Annotated in this window: 14 protein-coding genes; all 14 read right to left on the bottom strand. The window is 72.0% G+C overall.

Annotated elements, in window-relative coordinates; genetic code table 11:
• Positions 1-24 precede the first annotated feature (24 nt).
• Entirely contained in the window at positions 25-1209 is a 1185-nt protein-coding gene (locus tag KBX50_RS08325) for a hypothetical protein (protein ID WP_210936042.1), read from the bottom strand.
• Between the two features lie 88 nt (positions 1210-1297).
• The gene (locus KBX50_RS08320) at positions 1298-2425 is read right to left on the bottom strand and encodes a hypothetical protein (protein WP_210936041.1); all 1128 of its coding nucleotides are present in this window, start codon (positions 2423-2425) and stop codon (positions 1298-1300) included.
• Positions 2426-2541: 116 nt separating this feature from the next.
• Positions 2542-3270, bottom strand: coding sequence for a hypothetical protein (locus KBX50_RS08315; protein WP_210936040.1), 729 nt, complete (start codon positions 3268-3270; stop codon positions 2542-2544).
• A gap of 20 nt (positions 3271-3290) precedes the next feature.
• The gene (locus KBX50_RS08310; protein ID WP_210936038.1) at positions 3291-3764 is read right to left on the bottom strand and encodes a hypothetical protein; all 474 of its coding nucleotides are present in this window, start codon (positions 3762-3764) and stop codon (positions 3291-3293) included.
• Between the two features lie 172 nt (positions 3765-3936).
• On the bottom strand, positions 3937-4779 hold the full coding sequence (locus KBX50_RS08305; RefSeq protein WP_210936036.1) for a hypothetical protein: 843 nt from the start codon (positions 4777-4779) through the stop codon (positions 3937-3939).
• 48 nt (positions 4780-4827) lie between these two features.
• Complete coding sequence (locus KBX50_RS08300; RefSeq protein WP_210936034.1) at positions 4828-5415, bottom strand: hypothetical protein; 588 nt, start codon at positions 5413-5415, stop codon at positions 4828-4830.
• Positions 5416-5518: 103 nt separating this feature from the next.
• A complete protein-coding gene (locus KBX50_RS08295; RefSeq protein WP_210936032.1) occupies positions 5519-6079 on the bottom strand; it encodes a hypothetical protein in 561 nt (186 codons plus the stop codon).
• Positions 6080-6344: 265 nt separating this feature from the next.
• Positions 6345-7367 (bottom strand): hypothetical protein, encoded by a 1023-nt coding sequence (locus tag KBX50_RS08290; RefSeq protein ID WP_210936031.1) that lies wholly within the window; start codon positions 7365-7367, stop codon positions 6345-6347.
• Between the two features lie 143 nt (positions 7368-7510).
• Entirely contained in the window at positions 7511-10285 is a 2775-nt protein-coding gene (locus KBX50_RS08285) for a hypothetical protein (RefSeq protein WP_210936030.1), read from the bottom strand.
• A gap of 92 nt (positions 10286-10377) precedes the next feature.
• Entirely contained in the window at positions 10378-13554 is a 3177-nt protein-coding gene (locus tag KBX50_RS08280) for a DNA polymerase III subunit beta (protein WP_210936029.1), read from the bottom strand.
• 112 nt (positions 13555-13666) lie between these two features.
• Positions 13667-14233, bottom strand: a complete 567-nt coding sequence (locus tag KBX50_RS08275) for a hypothetical protein (protein WP_210936028.1) — start codon at positions 14231-14233, stop codon at positions 13667-13669.
• Positions 14234-14289: 56 nt separating this feature from the next.
• Positions 14290-14769 carry a hypothetical protein gene (locus KBX50_RS08270; protein WP_210936027.1) on the bottom strand — a complete coding sequence of 160 codons (480 nt, stop codon included), beginning with the start codon at positions 14767-14769 and terminating at the stop codon, positions 14290-14292.
• 138 nt (positions 14770-14907) lie between these two features.
• Positions 14908-15510 (bottom strand): hypothetical protein, encoded by a 603-nt coding sequence (locus tag KBX50_RS08265; protein ID WP_210936025.1) that lies wholly within the window; start codon positions 15508-15510, stop codon positions 14908-14910.
• A gap of 129 nt (positions 15511-15639) precedes the next feature.
• Positions 15640-15900, bottom strand: a complete 261-nt coding sequence (locus KBX50_RS08260; protein ID WP_210936023.1) for a hypothetical protein — start codon at positions 15898-15900, stop codon at positions 15640-15642.
• Positions 15901-16951: the final 1051 nt, after the last annotated feature.

Here is a 16951-nt window from a genome sequence, read left to right as displayed (position 1 = left end):
GGGGCCGGCCTCCGTGAGCGCCAGTCAGGCAGTGGTGTCGTCCGGCTCGTCGGCCTGTTCGGTGCCGCTGTCGGGGCAGAGCGCCGGGCACGGGTCGTCGTCGTCGCTGTCGGCGGGGGCGTGCTTGCCCGACCAGGGGCACCAGTCGCCGAGCTGGTTGTTGTGCTCGGTGTACCGCCGGGGCGGGTCGTCGTCGGAGTGGGCGGCCAGGTTGTGCGCCTTCTTCTCCGCCTCCTCGGGGGTGGCGGCGATGACCACGAGCGCGACCCGGTCCGACCCGTTGTCGCCGGGCGACTTGTCGGCGGCGTGGTGCTCGCCCTCAAAGACTCCCGCGACGGTCAGGCGGCGGCACTCGTCGGTGAGCCCGACGACGGTGTGGGTGCGCTCGCCGTCGGTCTTGTGCTCCTGCGGCGTGGGGTCAGCGTCGCTCGGCAGCGCCGACCCGTACCAGGTGGACCCGTCGGGGAACCGCCACATCGTGCGTACCGCGAGGTCGGACGCCTCCGCCTCCCGGCCCGCCCAGCACCGCATGTCCAGGAACGTCGACTGACCCTGCTCATCGACCAACGGCAGCCAGTAGGTGACGACCCCATCGCGCTCGTCGACGTCCTGCGACTCGTACGACACCGGGAACAGCCGACCGCCCTCGCTCATCACCTGCGGATGTGCCTTCCTGGCCTCCTCGGTGACGTCCGGGAGCGTCATCTCCCACAGCAGGCCGTCGCGCAGGCTGCGCTTGTACGAGAAGGGGACCGGGATGTCCTCGATCACCTGCGTGAGTACCGAGCTGCGGCCCCACTCGACGACCTCGAACAGCAGCGACTCGATCGCCTGGTGGGTGTCGCGGTCGAAGGACGGGACCGGCTTACCGCCGGACTCGGCGGCGTCCTGGAGTGCGATGGCTTCGGGGATCTCCTCGAAGTCGCCGGTGAACAGCAGCAGCGCGCCGTCCGCTGCGCGCACGGTCAGCAGGTCGAGCGTGACGCGGTTGTCCTCGTCTTCCTTGACCTCGACCAGCACCGTGTGTGCCGTGGGGAGCAGTTGCGTCAGCATGTCGGCGGCCTTCGCGCCGGCGAGTGCGGCGTACCGCCGCTCGGCGGCTCGGGCGGCCTGGTCGGCGGCTTGGCGGGCGGGGTCGGCCCGCAGATGCGCGATGTCCCACGGCTTGTCGATGCGCAGGACGGTGGTGGGGTTGGTGTTGTCGCTCACGGGTGTGTCTCCCTTCGTCGTTCGGGTTGTGATGGGCGGTGCACCAGGCCGCCCCCGGCGCCCGGTGCGGCACCGGGGGCGGCGGCGGTCAGCGGTCGCGGTACGCCGCGAACGCGTCGTTGACGCGGTGGGCGAGGCAGCGCGCCATGTGCAGCGCGAGGTCCAGGCCCGTGTACATCTGCGCGATCGGGTCGGTGAACAGATCCAGCCCCTGGGGGCCGGTACTGAGCCGCACACCGTTGCGCAGCTCGATCGACAGGACGAACGCCTCGTCGTGGCGGGCGCGCAGCAGCTCCACGCCCTTGATCTCGGGGCGGGTGTTCCAGCCGGTCACCTGACCGGGCAGGTCGTTGAACCCGACGATGAGTGCCTCGACGTGGTCGCCGGTGACCTGGAAGGTGTCGACGCCGCCGTCGCGCTCCCGCAGCCATTCGCCCATCCACTGGCTGAAGCGGTCGGCGTCGACTGTGACCGCCGGGGGCTCGGCGGGTGTGGCCTCGCTGTCGGGGCCTTCGCGCAGTTCACGGCCGAGGAACTGCACCAGGTCGGCGAGGTAGTCGCCCACGCTGGGCTCGTGGTTGTTGTCGGTCGTGCGGGCCATCTCCGCCTCGACCAGTTCGAGCACGCGCGTCTGGACCTCGGTGAGCGGGTAGATGCCGGTGGCGAGTTGCACGCTGAACGCCCGCAGGCTGCGGATCTGGGCGGTGAGGCGGTTGATGTCGGCGTGTGCCTGTTCGAGCAGGTTCGCCAGGCCGGCCGCCTTGATCTCCGCTCGGGTGGCGCGATTGACGTGCAGGTTGACCTGCTTGCGCGTCTCGCGGCGCAGCTCCCGCAGCTGCCGTTCCAGGTCGTCGATCTTGTCCTGTGCGTCGCTGTAGTAACCGTCGAGCATGTCCGCGTGGGCCTGCACGTTCTGCAGCAGGGTGGACATGATCGCGTCGCTGACGGCCGCCGGGTGCTGGCCGGTCTCGGCGGCCTGCTCGGCGGCGCTGGCGTCGAGGGCGCGGGCGGCCTGCTGCACGACGAACCCCACCAGGTCGCGCGGCTTGCCCAAGTACGCGACGCGGTCCTCGCCGTCGCTGATCAGCAGGCAGTGCAGGTGGTTGGTGGTGGCGTCGTCGCGGGTCGGGTGCTCGGCGTCGCCGGGGAAGAACAGGCGGGTGTTGACGGGAAGCGCGATGGTCTGCACGGCGGTTCGGTCCTTTCGGGGAGGCATGCGGGAAGGGTTTCGGGAAGGGTTTCCGTAGGGGTTGCGGGATAGGTTCACCCGAGGCCCCACGGCCACCGGCCGGACCGATCTGGTCCGGCCGGCGCCGTGCGGGCGTCGGATGGTCAGCGGCGGCGGATGCCGTACGGCACGTGCGGGATGTGCCACAGGTCGAGGCGGCAGATGCCCGGCTTGATACCGAGCGAGAGCCCCGTCGCGTACGTCGTCAGCGGCCCGCCGCACCAGCAGTGCAGCCCGCCGCAGCCGAAGTAGATGCAGGAGTGCTGCGGCGCGTCGATGGGGTGCGCTCGACCATCCGGCGTGGTCATGGGCGGCCCGCCCTTGACCCGTTGTATGACCACCTGGGCGACTTCGTACGGGGTCGTCGCCGACGGAACGGGCACCGTGGGCGTCTCGTCGTCGTCGTTTGCTCCGACCGAGAACTCGGAGGTGTCCGCGATCGCGATCGGCGGGAACGTCCCATCGGACGAGCGACGCACGAACCAGCCGCTGCCCGCCTTGACCGTCCACCGTGCCGGCGCTTTGCCGGCGAACAGCGTGGCCGTGTTTCCGGTCGTCGATTCGACTACGGCGTGGAGACCGGCCGCAGCGACCCACGCGGCCACGGCGTACATGTTGAAGCGAGTCGGCCGCCGTGCCTCGTTGTAGGCGTCGAACAGTTGGTCGACCAGGTCGGGGTCGGCCTCGGCTGGCAGTAACAGCGGTGCCTGCTGCCGCGCCATCGCCCACAGCCCGGCGTCGGTCGGTAGAGCAGCCTCGGCGGCGGCGTCGCGTTGGCCGCGCTCGGTGATGTGGTCGAGCAACCGCAGCCACTGCTCGTTGATTGCACCCATCGTGATCGTTCCCTTCTCGGTCAGCCCGCGTAGTTGCGCAGGGCGAGGTCGGTGTAGGTCGGGCCGTACTCGCGGATCAGGAACGCGACCTGGGTCCGAAGCCCCATTGCGTTGATCACGGCAGCGGTGTCGGCGGCGTCGCGCATGAGGCGGGTGAACGCCTCGTCGGCGTCAGGGACCGGCCAGCGGCCGGTGAGGTACCTGATTCGGGCGTCGTGGAGAGTGGCCATCTCGACCATCTCGGCGAGCTTCTCCGGGCTGACGTTGAGCGTCCGCGCATGCCGGGTCAGCTTGTCGACGTCGTTGTTCCGCCAACCGCCGATCCAGTCCCTCGCACCGTTGCCGGCTTCCCGGGTGGCGTTGCGGTCCCCCTGCGCAGCGGCTGGTCTGATGGCGGTGACGGCGGCGACTGCGGCGTCGGCGATCGGGTGTCGGCGTAGCAGTCCGTTGCGGATGGTGCGGAACTTGTCGCGGAAGGAGCGCAGCGTGCCCATCGGGCTTAGTCCTTTCGTTAAAGCGTGGATCGGGTCGTTGCCGTAGTGGCCGGGGCCACCCGGCGACCCGCCCGTCCCGCTGCGGGGGGCGGGCGGACACCGGGAAGCGACGGTCAGCGCTGAGTGGTGTGGAGGCCGACCGCCTTGGCGTGGCCACGAGTGCCGGAGGCGATCACCGGGGGGCGCCGTTGACGGTCTTGTGCAGGTCCGGCTGCTCTGGGGCCGTGGGCTTCTCGAACTCGACCGTCGTGGCGTAGGCGGGCGGGTGCGGGCAGGCGGTCTGGTGCCAGGAGTAGCCGGCGCGCACCTTGTCGACCGTGATGTCGCCCGGCTTGAGATCGCGGGTGACTGCGCCCTTGACCTGTGCATCGAAGCCGCTGCCGTTGAAGGAGTTGAGGATCAGCAGGTGCGGATCGGTCCAGGTGGCCTTGGTTGCGCCGATCGCGTCTTCGGCGTCGCCGTGCCAGATCAGCAGGAGCTGCCCGCCATAGCTGGCGTTCGCCAACAGATCGGTCAGCGCGTCCCGGTTGCCGTCCAGGTCGATCCCGGCGGCGTTCGCGATCTCCGCGAGAATCTCGTCGAACTCGTCATCCGGGCGCAGCGTGTAGTCCGGGACGTCGTGGTCCAGCTTGACGGTCATCAGCGTGTGTGGCGTGTTACGCCACATGTCGCGCACCGGGTCGGACTCGTCGCGGTTCTCGATCTCCAGCCGGAGGTCGTCGAGCCGGCCGTGTTCCTCCAGGAGGTTCCGCTCCTCTTCGGTCGTGATCTGCTCGACCTCGTAGGTCGCGCCGTGGCTCCGGTTCTCGCTCAGCCAGCCCTCGTCGAACCGGTCGTAGACGGTGTCCGCGTCGCCGTTGAGCAGGTCCTGCACGTCCCGGTCACTCAGTTGGTCCCGGTAGTCGACGTAGACCAGCTCGTAGCGTTCGTTCAACGCGGCCACTGTGGCCTCGTACAGCGCCTGTGCCTGCTCCTTGCCGCCGGCCGTAATGTCCTGCATGCCATCGGTCGTCATGGGTGGTTCCTTCCGCGGTAGTCCGGGTTGGGTGGGCAGTAGCGCCGGTCAGTGGTCGGCGACGAGGAAGCCGACCGCGTATGCGGCGGCGTCGGGGTGGCGGTGCGAACCGGAGGTGGTCATCCCCACGGGAGTGCCGGCCGGTCCCATGCGGCTGGCCCACCACCTGCCGTCCCGGTCGCTCCACACCTCGCCGACGAAGCGCTCGCCGACGGCCAGCGGGTAGGACCCTCGTCCGCTGTCGTCTTCGACGAGCCCCCCGTGCCCGGTGTTGACGACCATGAGCGGAGACCTCGGCGGCGCGTCGTTGAGGATCGCGTCCTTGAGGCCCACCCAGCGCGAACCACGGATATGCGTCACCCCGGACCGTCGGTACGCGTACAGGGCGGCCAGGAGTCGCCGTTGGTCGGCCGCGGAGCTGAGGCAGGCAGCGACGTCGCCCGGGTGGGACCTGTAGATGCTCATGTAGTGCCAGGTCTGACCGAGGTTCCAGCGGTGGTGTTCTGAACCCGTGATGAAGTTGCGTGCCTTGCGCCGGTGGTGGTCGATCAGCGACGCGATGCTGTAGCAGGCTTCGCCGGTGTTGGGACGTGGTGGGACGGCGTTGGGGTCGGGGGCGGGGCGAGTAGCGGACACGGTGATTCCTCCCGTTGAGCGGTCTGTTCTGGACGGCGGCTGAAGCGCCGATCGGCCCGCCCCGGTGTGCTGGGGCGGGCCGATCTGTGGAGCCGGGGTCCGGTCAGTGGTCGGTGATGAGGCACCCGACGGCGTACGCGGCGCTCTCGGCGGTCTCGTAGTCGCCGGCGATCATCCAGCCCGCCGGGGTGTTGTCGTTCCGGCCGCGCCGGACCGCGAACCAGGCGCCGCTTCTGTCGCACCAGAGCGTCCCGACGCGCAGGCCGTCGAGGTCACGCATCACGCCTTCACCCCATGCGACCACCTGCAGCGACCGTGGGGGTGTCGGCTGGTTGGCGACGGTGAACCGGGTGGTTGCCCAGCGTGTGTCGGTGAGCTGCTCGACACCGGCCCGGCGCAGCGCCAGCAGGGCGGCGACGATACGCCGTTCACTGGCGACCCATTGGAGGGTTAGGGCTACGTCGGCGCGGGTGTGGCGATCCCACGGGGCGACCCGGTCCGAGGGCTGCGCGACGCTCCAGGTCTTGTACCGGACGGTGTGGACCATCAGCCGGGCACGGCGTAGGTGGAAGTCGAGCAACGCTTCGACGGATACGAGGCGGCGGGTACTGGCGGGGCGGGTGGAGTTGCGGGCGGGAGCGGTGCGAGCGGCTTCGATGATCACGGGTGGCCTTCCTATCTCGGGTGTGGGTGGGGGGCGAAAAGCGGCGAACGGCGCCGCCCGCAGCTGTGTGGACCGTTGGGACGGACCGGTGAGCTGCGGACGGCGCCATTCGCCGCCGTCATGCGTGTCGCTGTCGTGGAATCGTCGGGCTTCGTGGGGCGCGTGGTTGCGGGCTGGTGGGTTCCTTCGGAACGGAGCAACATCATCGGCTCAAACGTTCGGCCAATGTTAGGTCACTGACTCGACGGATTGTCAAACCTGCAGCTCAGAAAGGGTGTTTGATAGCTTCCGCGAGCAGGTCCGCCCACGGGTCGCGTTGCGCAGGCAGGGGTGCGGGGGCAGGCCCTTGCGCGGGCTCGGGCACCCCCACCGGGGCGGGCACCTGGGTCGGCGTCGGCGCGGCCGTGGGCCCGGCGACCAGGCGCGGGGTGTCGAAGAACCCGTGCGTCGGGTCGTCAGACGGCGCGACGGTCGCCGTGAGCGTGATTGTCTGCCCTGGAAGCGCGCGCAGCCACGCGTCGAAGCTGTCGGCGGTGTACTGCGCCGGGTACGCCGCACGCGGCAGCGTGCCCCACACCGTCCACCCCTCCGGTCCCCGCACGGTCACCTTGATCACCGTGCGGTTGCCGTCGACGGAGCTGCGCCGCCGCGTGGCCACCTGCTTACGCTTGGCCTTGACGATCTCGCCCGTGAACGTCGTTTTGCCGACGGGTGCCCGCACGCCCGCCGCGCGGGCAACAGTCCGCGACGCCTGCAGCTGCGCGTCCCGGGCGTCGCGCTCCCGGGTCCGCTCGACCAGCTGGCACGCCGCTTCGATCTGGCGGGGCGTCATCTGCCCGCGCCGGAACGCCTCGCGCATGCTGTCGGCGAACTCGCCCATGAACGCGTACCGGCTGTCGTCCAGGTCCGCGAGGATCGGGTACGCGGCGAGCAGCTCCGCCCGCCCATGCTCGGCCGCCTTGCGCCGCTTCGCTTCCTCCTGCTCCGCCTTGGCGAGTTTCTCGGCGTGCCGCTGCGCGTCCCGTTCGATCACCCACGGCGGCGGCGCGATGTACCCGACGCGGTGGTTCTCGCCCCCGCACAGGCAGTCACAGGTGTTGCCGATGGCGTACTGGCAACGGTCATCGCACGGCGTGCGCCCCGGAGTGCCTGTGGTGTGGGTCAGCTTGACCAGGCCCTTGCATTTGCCGCACGGTGTGGTCTGCGGCTGCCCGTACAGGGCGGTGACGTACCCGCAGCCGTCGCACCGCCCGGCCGCGACTCTGATGTTCGAAGTTAACGCCCTCACGTCATGTCCTTTCTCCTGCGTGTTAGAAACGGCGCTGGCCCCGCTCGTGCGCGGAGGGGCCGGCGTTGCCTGGTTGCCCTAAAACGTGGGTGCCCCGGGGCGGTGCCCCGGGGCGTGGTGCCTTCTGCGTGCGGTTCGTTGCCCTACAGGTCCAGCTCCGACGCCCATGGGTCGTGCCGCCCGCCCGTGGGCGCCCCGGCCGTGGCCAGCTCGCGCTGCGGCTCCTGCTCCGGCGTGGGCGCGGCGGTCACCGTCGCCTGCTCGGCCGGGTACGGCTGGCCTTTCGGCAGGATCAGCAGGGTTTCGCCCCAGCCGCCCTCGGCCTCGCGCTCCCGCTTGCGGGCCTCACAGTGCCGCAGGCTGCCGCCCGTGAGCTTGATGGGCTCGGGCACGTAGGCGTCGTTGCGGCCCCACATCACCCATTCCGTGATCGGCTCCTGCCAGGGAGCCTCCGTCGTGGGAGCCGCCTCGCCGGACGGCTGCGTGGCGGTGGGCTCGACGGGCTGATCGGCGTCGCCAAACCGGGCCACCGTCCACACCGACTTCGGGACGCTCAGGAACCGGATGCCCTGCTCGTCGAGGCTGAACCGGTAGTCCGTGACCGTCTTGCCCGCCACCTGCGTGCACTGCTTGTACTTGCCGACGGCGCGGCTGTACACCTCCCGGAAGGACGTAACCTCCCCGTCGTGGCGCACCGGCTGCCGGTCGAGGTGCTTCACAATCCGACCGCGCATCATCGGCGGCAGGCGGTCCAGGTCGTATGTCGGCCCGCTGGGGCTCGGCTGCGGCTCGGCGGGTGCCGGCTCGGCGAGCTGCGCCTTGAGCTTCTGCTCCTCCTTGTGCCACGCGTGCGCCGACGCGATCTCCTCGGTGGTGGGCTTCGGCGCGCCCTTGAACCAGTGGTCGGGGTACCGGCCGGGCTCGACAATGTTCCACCGGTCGACGAAGTCGATCTCACCGCGCAGTTGCCTGATCTGCGCGTCCATCTGCTCCGGTGTCGACCCGATCGGCATTGACACCACCTGCCCGTTGACGCTGACCTCCAGGTAACCCCAGTGGCGCGGGCGCTTGCGCACCAGCAGCTTGCGGCCCTTGTACGTTTCGCGCCTCGGCTTCATCCCCGCCGGCTTCGGCTGGGCGGGCGGGGTGGCCTCGGCGGCCGGCGCTGCCTCCACCGCTGGCTCGGGCACGGGCGGCGCCTTGGCCTCCGTCATGGTCGCTTCGGGCACCGCCTCCGGTTCCGTCGCGGCCTCCGGCTCCGCGGGGACGATGGTCGCGTGCCCGTCGAGCACCTTCACGCCCTCGTGGCACACGTACGGCCGTATGCTGACAGCCACGCTGCTCGGCGTGTTCGGGCGGGTGTGGTCCGCGCTGACCGCCGAGAACAGCCGGTTTTCCCGGTACGACTCGACCAGCACCGTCCGCACCCGCCCCGACACGGCGTAGGCGTACTCGGGCGTGCTGACCTCCTTACCCTGCAGGGTGACCAGGCGCAGCGGGTAGTCGCCCGGCACCAGCTTGTGTCGATCCCACCACGACGCCGTTTCGAAGCTGCGGTTGACGTACTCACCCGCCTCGACGCGCAGCATCGCGGGCCACAGCGGCGGCGCCTGCCACAGCCACAGACCCTCACCGCCGGCGAAGTCGCACCCCTCGTGCGGCGCGAGGTTGCGCGACAGCGACTGCATCGGTACCGCGTGGTGGCAGACGGGGCACTCGTACAGCGCGCTGGCGTGGAACTTGACACCTGGCCGGATCTGCGCCCGGGGCAGCATTGCCTTCGGCTCCGGCGGGAACACCGTCCACCAGCCGCCCGCGTCGCGGTCGGCGTAGTGCTCCCGGCCCTGCGAGTCGTTGACCACCAGCACGGCGCCGTCGACACGCGGCTCCACCACCGTCGCCAGCCCGGTCGCGTGCCGTACCAGGTACCCGACGGGCGGGCACTTCAGCCGCCACCCGTCCTTCGGCGCCGGCTGTGCCAGCGCCGCAGCGTCGCTGGCCCGCTCCACGTGCGGGGCTACCATCCGCGCCACCTCACCCGTCCACTCCGCTTTCGGGCGAGCCGACCGCTGCGCGTCGCCGAGGATCACTCCGTCGCCGATGTACACCGTCACCTGCGGGATTGGGATGTGGCGCCCGTCGTACGCGACTTCGTGCGACACGACCGTCACGTCCAGGCCGGCCGCCTGCATCCTCCACCCGCCGATCTTCCGCGCGTTTGGGCGGATGTCCGCCCAACCGTTGTTGCCGCACGTCAGCCCGGTCACCTCCACGCCGGTCAACCGCCGCAGCCCGTCGGCGATCATCCGTCCGATCGTCGCCGCGCCCGTCTCGGTCGGAGTCGCCTCCGCGCCGATGTGCACGACGTCGCGATCCAGCACGATTGGCCACGGCGGCTGACCCGGGCATCCGCGCTTGTCGCAGCCCGGCTTTCCGCTGGTGTGGTTGCAACGCATCGCGGCCAGCTCTGCATCCCGGTGTGCCTGCCGCATCTCGCGCATCACCTGAGCGACGCGGTCCTCGGTCAGGTCGTGGCGCCGGTCGACCAGCACACCTCCCCGGTGCAGGCTCACGCGGAACACCCCGCCGTGTTCACTGTCCAACTCGAACCCGTTGCCTGCCCGCAGAGTCGCCGGCACCCCATCGGGTAGGTCGATGTAGCCGGCGCGTGGGACGATCCGCGAGCGGTCGGTGCGCTTGCGATCGAACTGCACCGCCTGCCTGCGCACGCCGTAGCGGCTCGCCAGTGCGTCGCGCAACTCGTCGGAGTCGATCATGCCGCGGCTCTTCTCGCACGCCACCTTCGCCACGAGCCGCCTGTTGACGCGTACCTGCCACACCGCGACGTCTCCGCCGAGCCAGGATTCCGTGACCGTGAACGCCAAACGCGTCGGGGTTGTGCCGTTGATGTCATCCATGATGTTTGGCCTTTCGAGCGTGTTGTTGATGGGGAGAAAGCACCGGGGCACCCCCCGCCGACAGGGCGCGCCCCGGGTGCTGCGTGGATGAGTCAGACGACGGTCAGCGTCCCGCCGAGCGCCTGGGCGACCATCGCGTCGACCAACGGCCACTCGGCCACGCCGCCGGTCACCGCGACGGTCAGCGTCCGCGTGTCCTTGTGGACCTTGACCCGGTACGCGCCGCTCTGCCACAGGTCGAGCGCGCCCTGCAGCGCCTTGCCGGTCGCCTTGTATCGCGTACCAGCCGCCATCGCGTACGTCCGCCGCTCACCGGCCGGCTCCGCCGCTGCGACCGTCGGCGCGGCGTTGCCGACGAGCCGCTCCATGACCTGCGGGGCTGGCTGGGCGGGCGTGGTGTTGAACGCGGCGCGGGCCGCCGCCGTGGCGGCTGCGATGACGTGCGCCGGCAGGTCGGTCAGCGCGGCCAACTGCACGCCGGGGTCGACCGCCTGCGGGGCGGGCGTCGCGACCGGCTGGGCGGGCGTGGTGTTGAGCGCGGCGCGGGCCGCCGCCGTGGCGGCTGCGATGACGTGCGCCGGCAGGTCGGTCAGCGCGGCCAACTGCACGCCGGGGTCGACCGCCTGCGGGGCGGACGCGGGGGCCGGCTCGACGTGCGCCGCCGGGGACGTGAATACGTCGACCACTGGGGCGGGCGCCTGCACTGCAGGCTGCGGCACCTCGGAGGCGGCCGGTGCGACGAATGCGACCGGGGCGACGGGCGCCGCCGGGGCGATCGGCGCGGCGAACACCTGCTCCAGGTCGACCACCGGCGGCTGCGGCTCGCTGCCGTCGAGCATTTTCCCGCAGACGTCGCACGGCTGCGCCGCCTCCGGCTCGCCCTCGTGGACGCGCTGGCCGAACTGGCCCAGCCGCTTGGCGTCGTATGCGCAACGCACCGTGCCCGTCTTCTTGCCGATGTACCCGACGATGGGGGCGACGGCGGTCGTCGGCTCCTCGCCCGGGGCGGGCGTCTGCTCGACCACCGGGGCGGGCGGGGCGACCGGGGCGGGCGGGGCGACCGGGGCGGGCGGGGCGACCGGGGCGGGCTGCACATCCGTGCCGGCCTTGGCCACGATCCGCTCCCGCACCTGCTGCCAGCCGTACGCGTTGCCTTTGACCGTGGTGCCCAGCACCACGTCGGCGCCCTCGGCCTCGCCGACCTCGACGGCCGCCAACGCCTCCGCGTACTTCCCTGCCGCGTACAGGTCGAACACCTGCTTCGCGCGTTCCACCTGGGCGAGCGTCGCCGTCGGTGCGACCGGCAGGCCGGCCCGTGCCCGCGACAGGTCCGTCCTCTCCCGGAACCCGGCCGCGACCTCCGCCTCCAGCATGTCGATGTCCCACGTCGAACCGCCCGTGTCGCGCTTGCGCATTGCGTAGCTGACGCCCTCGGCCACCGCCCGGATGTAGTCCGGCCCGTGGGTGAGGTACGGCTGCAGCCGCTCCAGGCGCGGCTCGAACGGCCCGCCCGCAGGCTGCGGGTCGACGGCGGGCGCCGCCTCGACCGCGACCACGGGCGCCTCCTCGCCCGCCGCTTCGACCGCGCCGGCCGCGTCCGCCGGCTCCGCGGTGGGCGCCTTCTCCGCGTCGGCCGTTTCCGCGCGCGTCCGGCGTGCCTCCACCTTCGCCCGAAGGTCCGCCCAGGTGTGCTTGCCCTTGACCAGGTGGTCCGGCGCCTTCCGCTCGGCCGCGTCGATGAGGGACAGCGCCTCGCCGTACTTCTCCTCCTGGACCTTCGCCCACGCGTCGTTCGCATCCTTCTCGGCTTCCGCCGCGCGCTGCGCGACGATCTGCGCAACCTGCTCAGCGGACAGTTCGAGCCACTCCGGGTGTCGCGCGATCAGCGCCGCGACGTTCTCCCACACCACCTGCAGCGTGTGTCGGTCGCACACCGCGCTGAGCGGCCCCTCGCTGACGTACCGCGCCACGGCCTCCCGGTCGCCCCCCACCATCGGGTGGCGGAACCACGCCGCCGCGTGCTCCTCAACCGCGATTCTGATCCGGACCGCGTCGAGCGGGCCCACGTACGGCGCGTTGTTGACGAGCAGGTGCCACGCGCCGGGAAGCTCCCGACCGGCCGCGTCGAGCGGCTCCATCAGCAGCGGCTGCCCGGTGCCCAGCACGAGCCGCACGCGCTGCGCCTGCAGCGCCTTGAGCGCTTCGATCAGGTCTTTGGGCAGGACGCGCTTGACCGTCGCCCCGCCCGCGTAGGTGCAGAGCACCTCGTCACGGCCGGCCGGCTCGCTGCCGAACAGCGTGTTGGCTTCCAGGGCCAGCCGCCCGCTGTCGAACGCCAGCTTGACCGGCCGTTCCCGTGCGAGCACCGTGCTCACCCGCTCGACCGCCTCCGCCAGTGCGGTGGTGTCGACGTCGGCGTACCCCGTCCGCGCCCGCTTCGCGTCGTCCATGAAGTCGCGCGGGGCCTTCGCCCCGTTGGGCCGGTCGATCGGGCGCATGGTCGCCCGGTACGGGCCGGCCGCGACGCTGAACAGGCGAGCGCCGTCGCCGTCGCCGTAGCCGATCTGCACCACCGCGCGGCTGATCTTCGCGTAACGGGTGAGCGTGTCGGTCAGCGCCTTCGCGTTGACGAGCGCCTCGAACGCGCCGCCCATGGCGGTGAACGGGACCTCACGGCCCGCCGCCCGGTACCGGTTGGTCGCGGCCAGCGTCAGCACGCCGTTCTGCGCGCTGACGCTCACCCCGCGCAGCCACTCGCCGGCTTTCGCGGACGTGGCGGCGGCGCCCGCGACCGACGACACAGTGGCCAGCAGCGCGTCCGCGAAAGCCAACCCGACGGCGGGCGGCATGGCGGGCAGCGTGGGGTAGTCGTCCACGGGCAGCGTGGGCAGGTCGAACGTCGACTCCCCGCACTGCACCGCCACCTTCACGCCTACGCCCGTGAGCGTGACGAGGCCGCCCTTCTTCGGCAGCTTCTTGACGATCGCCTGCAGCGTCTTGCCGTCGACGAGCACGCGGCCCGGGATGACCGTCGACGCGTCAACGACGTCGACCTCGCGCGAATCGTCGTAGTCGAACGACGCCAGCATCACGCCGACGTGCGACGCGTGAATCAGCACACCGCCCAGCACGGGCACCTTCGGCCGCTTCGGCAGCGCCTGGGCGACGAACGTGACGGCGTCGATGAGCGCGTCGCGGCCGACGGTGAGCTGCAGGCTGGGCGCGGCCGGCGGTGGGGTTGGGGTCTTGGGTTTGGCTTTCGCGGGCATGGTGGGTCCTCTCGGGCGTTGAGCGGGTTGGGATGTGGTGCGGTAGCGGCCGGAGCCACTCGGCGCCCGCCCGACCCGCCGGAGCGGGCCGGTGAGCGCCGGGCAGCGCCGGTCAGCGGTCGGCGATCAGCCACCCGACGCCGTATGCGGCGGCCTCGGCGTACGCGTGACCGCCCGCCCAGGCCCGCTCGCCGTTGGGGCCGAGCCGGGCGGCGAACCACTCGCCGTTGCGGTAGCGCCGCAGCACGCCGACGTGAGCGCCGGTCGCGTCCTGCATCGCATAGACGAAGGAGCCGACGCGCGGCAGGACCTCTTCGCGGGAGATGAACACGACCTGCAGCGGGCGTCCGGGGGCCGGCAGGTCCTCTAGCGCCTCCAGGGTTGCCTCCCAGCGGTCGACGGCGATGAACCGCCGGCCCGCCCGGCGCAGGGCCAGCAGCGCACCGACGATGCGCCGCCCGAATGCGGCGCCGGACAGGCGGAGGGCGACCTCGCGCCCCGTCCGGTCCTGCGGCGCGGTGCGCCGCAGGTGCGAGTTCGCGGTCCGCGCGCCGTCGATGTCGCTGAGCACGCGCCCCAGGTGAAGGTCGATCACGCTCTGGACGTTGGTGAACGGCCGGCTGTCGCCGTTGGAGCGGGCGGTGGTGTGGTTGGCGGGGTGTGCGGGTGTGGTGGTCATGGCGATGCCTTTCGTGCGTGGGTGGATGGGATCGGCGTGCGGTCGGGGGCCGGTGGTCAGCGGTGGGCCAGGTGGGCGTGGCGAGTGGTGGGCCGCTGCGGGCGCGGCGGGTTGATCACCGCGACGCCGGGGCAGGAGTTCACCAGGTCGGGCGCCGGGAACGCGCGGCACCGGTAGTGGGCGCAGCCGTCGCTGAGCGGCTGGCAGGCGCAGCCGTGCAGGCAGGTGTCGCAGCGGCCGGGGATCTCGGCGACGGCGAACGTGAGCGTGCCGCGCCGGTTGTCGAACTGCGCGCGGCTGCCCGGGGCGGGGGCGTAGCCGACGTGGCGGCGCATCAGCCGCTGCGCCTCGACGACCACCGCCTCGACGATCGGCCGCGACGTCCGCTCGAAGACGCGCGCCAGGTCGATGTTCAGGCGGTACTCGACGCCGCCGAGGTTGACGGCCACGTACGGGTCGGTGTGCAGCGCGGCGATGGTGGCGGTGCCGACGGTGGTGCGCGGGGCGATCGGGGCGGCCGTGGTCGTGTTGGTCATGGCGGTTCCTCCGGTGGTTACGCGCGGCCGTGCCTGGCCGGGCGGGCTGGGTTTCGGGCGGTGACGGGGTGGTAGAAACGCGGGCGCCCGCCGTCCCCGCTGTTCGCGGGGGCGGCGGGCGCCGTGGGGCGTTGCTGGTCAGGCGGTGGCGTCGGCCACAGTGGGCAGCCCGTACCGGGCCGCGTCGTACTCGTAGACCATGAAGCCGAGCAGCCCGGCCTCGTACGCGATGCGGTAGCCGTCGCGGTAGCTCTCGCACGGGGTGCCTTCCAGCGCGTGTTGCACCAGGTCCTTGCCGTCCACGAGCCGGACGGCGCCGACCGCGTACGTGTACTCCCCGCAGCGGCCCTCGCGCGTCACGGCGACGCTCCAATCGAGGCTGACCAGCGCCCCGGGGTGACCCTCCGGCAGCGCGTCGAACGGCAGGTGCTCGCGGGTGTAGACGCGGTAGCGACCGTCCCGGTGGGACGTGCGCTCGCCCTTCAGCTCCGGAACGGACGCGGGCTGGCGTCGGGCGTCGGCGGCCAGCTCCGGGCTGCCGGTGCTCAGGTACGTGCGGAACTTCGGCTCGGCGAGCGCCTGCAGCACCCAGTTCTGCTCGTCCTCGCGGGCGCCGTTCTCGATGCGCTCGACCGCCCCCTCGTAGCTCAGCCCGCTGTTGAGCAGCTCCGCGTGCCGGTCGGCGACCTCGATCTCAGTGGGCGTGGTGAACTCGACCTCGGTTGCGCTGATGACTCGCATGTTGGTTCCTCCTGTTGACGTGCCCGGCGCGCTCGGCCGGGCTGGTTGGGGTATCGGGCGGGCTGCCCGGCACCACTCGGCACCCGCCCGGCCCGCCGAAGCGGGCCGGTGAGTACCGGGCAGCGCCGGTCAGCGCCATATGACGCGGCCGTTACGCGGCGCGAGGAACCGGCAGTGCTTCGAGGCGCCCGGCCGGTGGTGGCGCCGCGCGCTGTAGGCGCAGTCGACCGAGTTGCAGCGGTTCTTGCGCACCAGCCCAGCGTGGTCGGGCGATTCGAGGTAACCGCAGCCGTGGTCGCCGACGTGGTGTCGCTGCTTACGCGGGCAGTCCTGCTGGGCGCAGATGATCGTCGGGTCGATGTTCGCGGGCAGTACGAGCGTGTGAACCATTGCGCGCGCCTCCTTGAGATAGGCCGAACGGTTCGGCCGTTGTTGGGTTGGCCGTTTCGGAAACGGCTTTTGCTGGGATGCCGAAAATGCTTTCAGACGACTGCGCTACTTGTCAAATCCCCAGGTCAGAAGCGCTTTCCCAGCTTCACCGAAACCCAATACGGCGCCCGCCCCGCAATTCTCTAGAAACGCGCCCCGCGCAATTAGCCCGCCCCCGCGAAAGAATAAAAAGCGCAGGCGCGCGGGCCCGCGCCCGCCCCATTCCCGAAAGGCCCCCGCGCCCCCGCGCCCCCGCGCCGCCCCCGCCTACGCGCGACGGGCACGCGCGCGTAGGCGGGCCACGAGGCCCGAGGCGCGCGCCGCGCAGGCCAGCGCGGGCCGCAGCCACCCGCGCGTAGGCACGCGGCCGGCTCCTCGGCGCGACGCGCGCTAGGCGTGGGCCGCCGCGCGCAGACCGGGCCCAGGCGTGCGCCCAGGCGCCGGCGTGCGCGATCGGCGGGCCGGCAAGCGCGCGAGCTGCAACTCAACGCGCCCCAACCGGGCCGCGCGGCCCTGGGCGCGGCGCACGCGCGTGTAAGCGCTGGGCAAGCGCCAAGGGTAGGCCGGGGCCCGGCTACGCGCGTAGGCGCCCGCCACGGGCCATCGCGCACGCAGGCGCCGATCGGCGCGCTGACCTGCGGAAACCCGCCGGCCGGCCGGCTACGCGCGCGTAAGGCCGGAACCCCCCCGCCGACCAGGTCACGCACCCAGGGTTACCTTAAGCGCGCTGACCTGCGTAAACGCGCCGCCGGCCGGCTGGCTACGCGCGCGTAAGCGAGCGGGGCGCCAGCGGGGCGAGGCTGGGCGGCGCTGGGCGGCGCCAGCGGGGCGAGGCTGGGCGGCGCCAGCGGGGCGCCAGCGGGGCGAGGCTGGGCGGCGCTGGGCGGCGCCAGCGGGGCGAGGCTGGGCGGCGCTGGGCGGCGCCAGCGGGGCGCCAGCGGGGCGAGGCTGGGCGGCGCTGGGCGGCGCCAGCGGGGCGCCAGCGGGGCGAGGCTGGGCGGCGCTGGGCGGC

Source organism: Micromonospora sp. C51 (genome assembly GCF_018070435.1).
Taxonomy (GTDB): domain Bacteria; phylum Actinomycetota; class Actinomycetes; order Mycobacteriales; family Micromonosporaceae; genus Micromonospora; species Micromonospora sediminimaris.
The sequence above is the reverse complement of the archived record's forward strand: the minus strand, read 5'-3'. Positions and strand labels throughout refer to the sequence as shown.

Excerpts from the sequence above, each read along its gene's own strand:
- KBX50_RS08305 (WP_210936036.1), bottom strand. The coding sequence starts at position 4,779 with ATGACGACCGATGGCATGCAGGACATTACGGCCGGCGGCAAGGAGCAG.
- KBX50_RS08320 (WP_210936041.1), bottom strand. The coding sequence starts at position 2,425 with ATGCCTCCCCGAAAGGACCGAACCGCCGTGCAGACCATCGCGCTTCCC.
- KBX50_RS08260 (WP_210936023.1), bottom strand. The coding sequence starts at position 15,900 with ATGGTTCACACGCTCGTACTGCCCGCGAACATCGACCCGACGATCATC.
- KBX50_RS08315 (WP_210936040.1), bottom strand. The coding sequence starts at position 3,270 with ATGGGTGCAATCAACGAGCAGTGGCTGCGGTTGCTCGACCACATCACC.
- KBX50_RS08310 (WP_210936038.1), bottom strand. The coding sequence starts at position 3,764 with ATGGGCACGCTGCGCTCCTTCCGCGACAAGTTCCGCACCATCCGCAAC.
- KBX50_RS08270 (WP_210936027.1), bottom strand. The coding sequence starts at position 14,769 with ATGACCAACACGACCACGGCCGCCCCGATCGCCCCGCGCACCACCGTC.
- KBX50_RS08275 (WP_210936028.1), bottom strand. The coding sequence starts at position 14,233 with ATGACCACCACACCCGCACACCCCGCCAACCACACCACCGCCCGCTCC.
- KBX50_RS08280 (WP_210936029.1), bottom strand. The coding sequence starts at position 13,554 with ATGCCCGCGAAAGCCAAACCCAAGACCCCAACCCCACCGCCGGCCGCG.
- KBX50_RS08265 (WP_210936025.1), bottom strand. The coding sequence starts at position 15,510 with ATGCGAGTCATCAGCGCAACCGAGGTCGAGTTCACCACGCCCACTGAG.
- KBX50_RS08285 (WP_210936030.1), bottom strand. The coding sequence starts at position 10,285 with ATGGATGACATCAACGGCACAACCCCGACGCGTTTGGCGTTCACGGTC.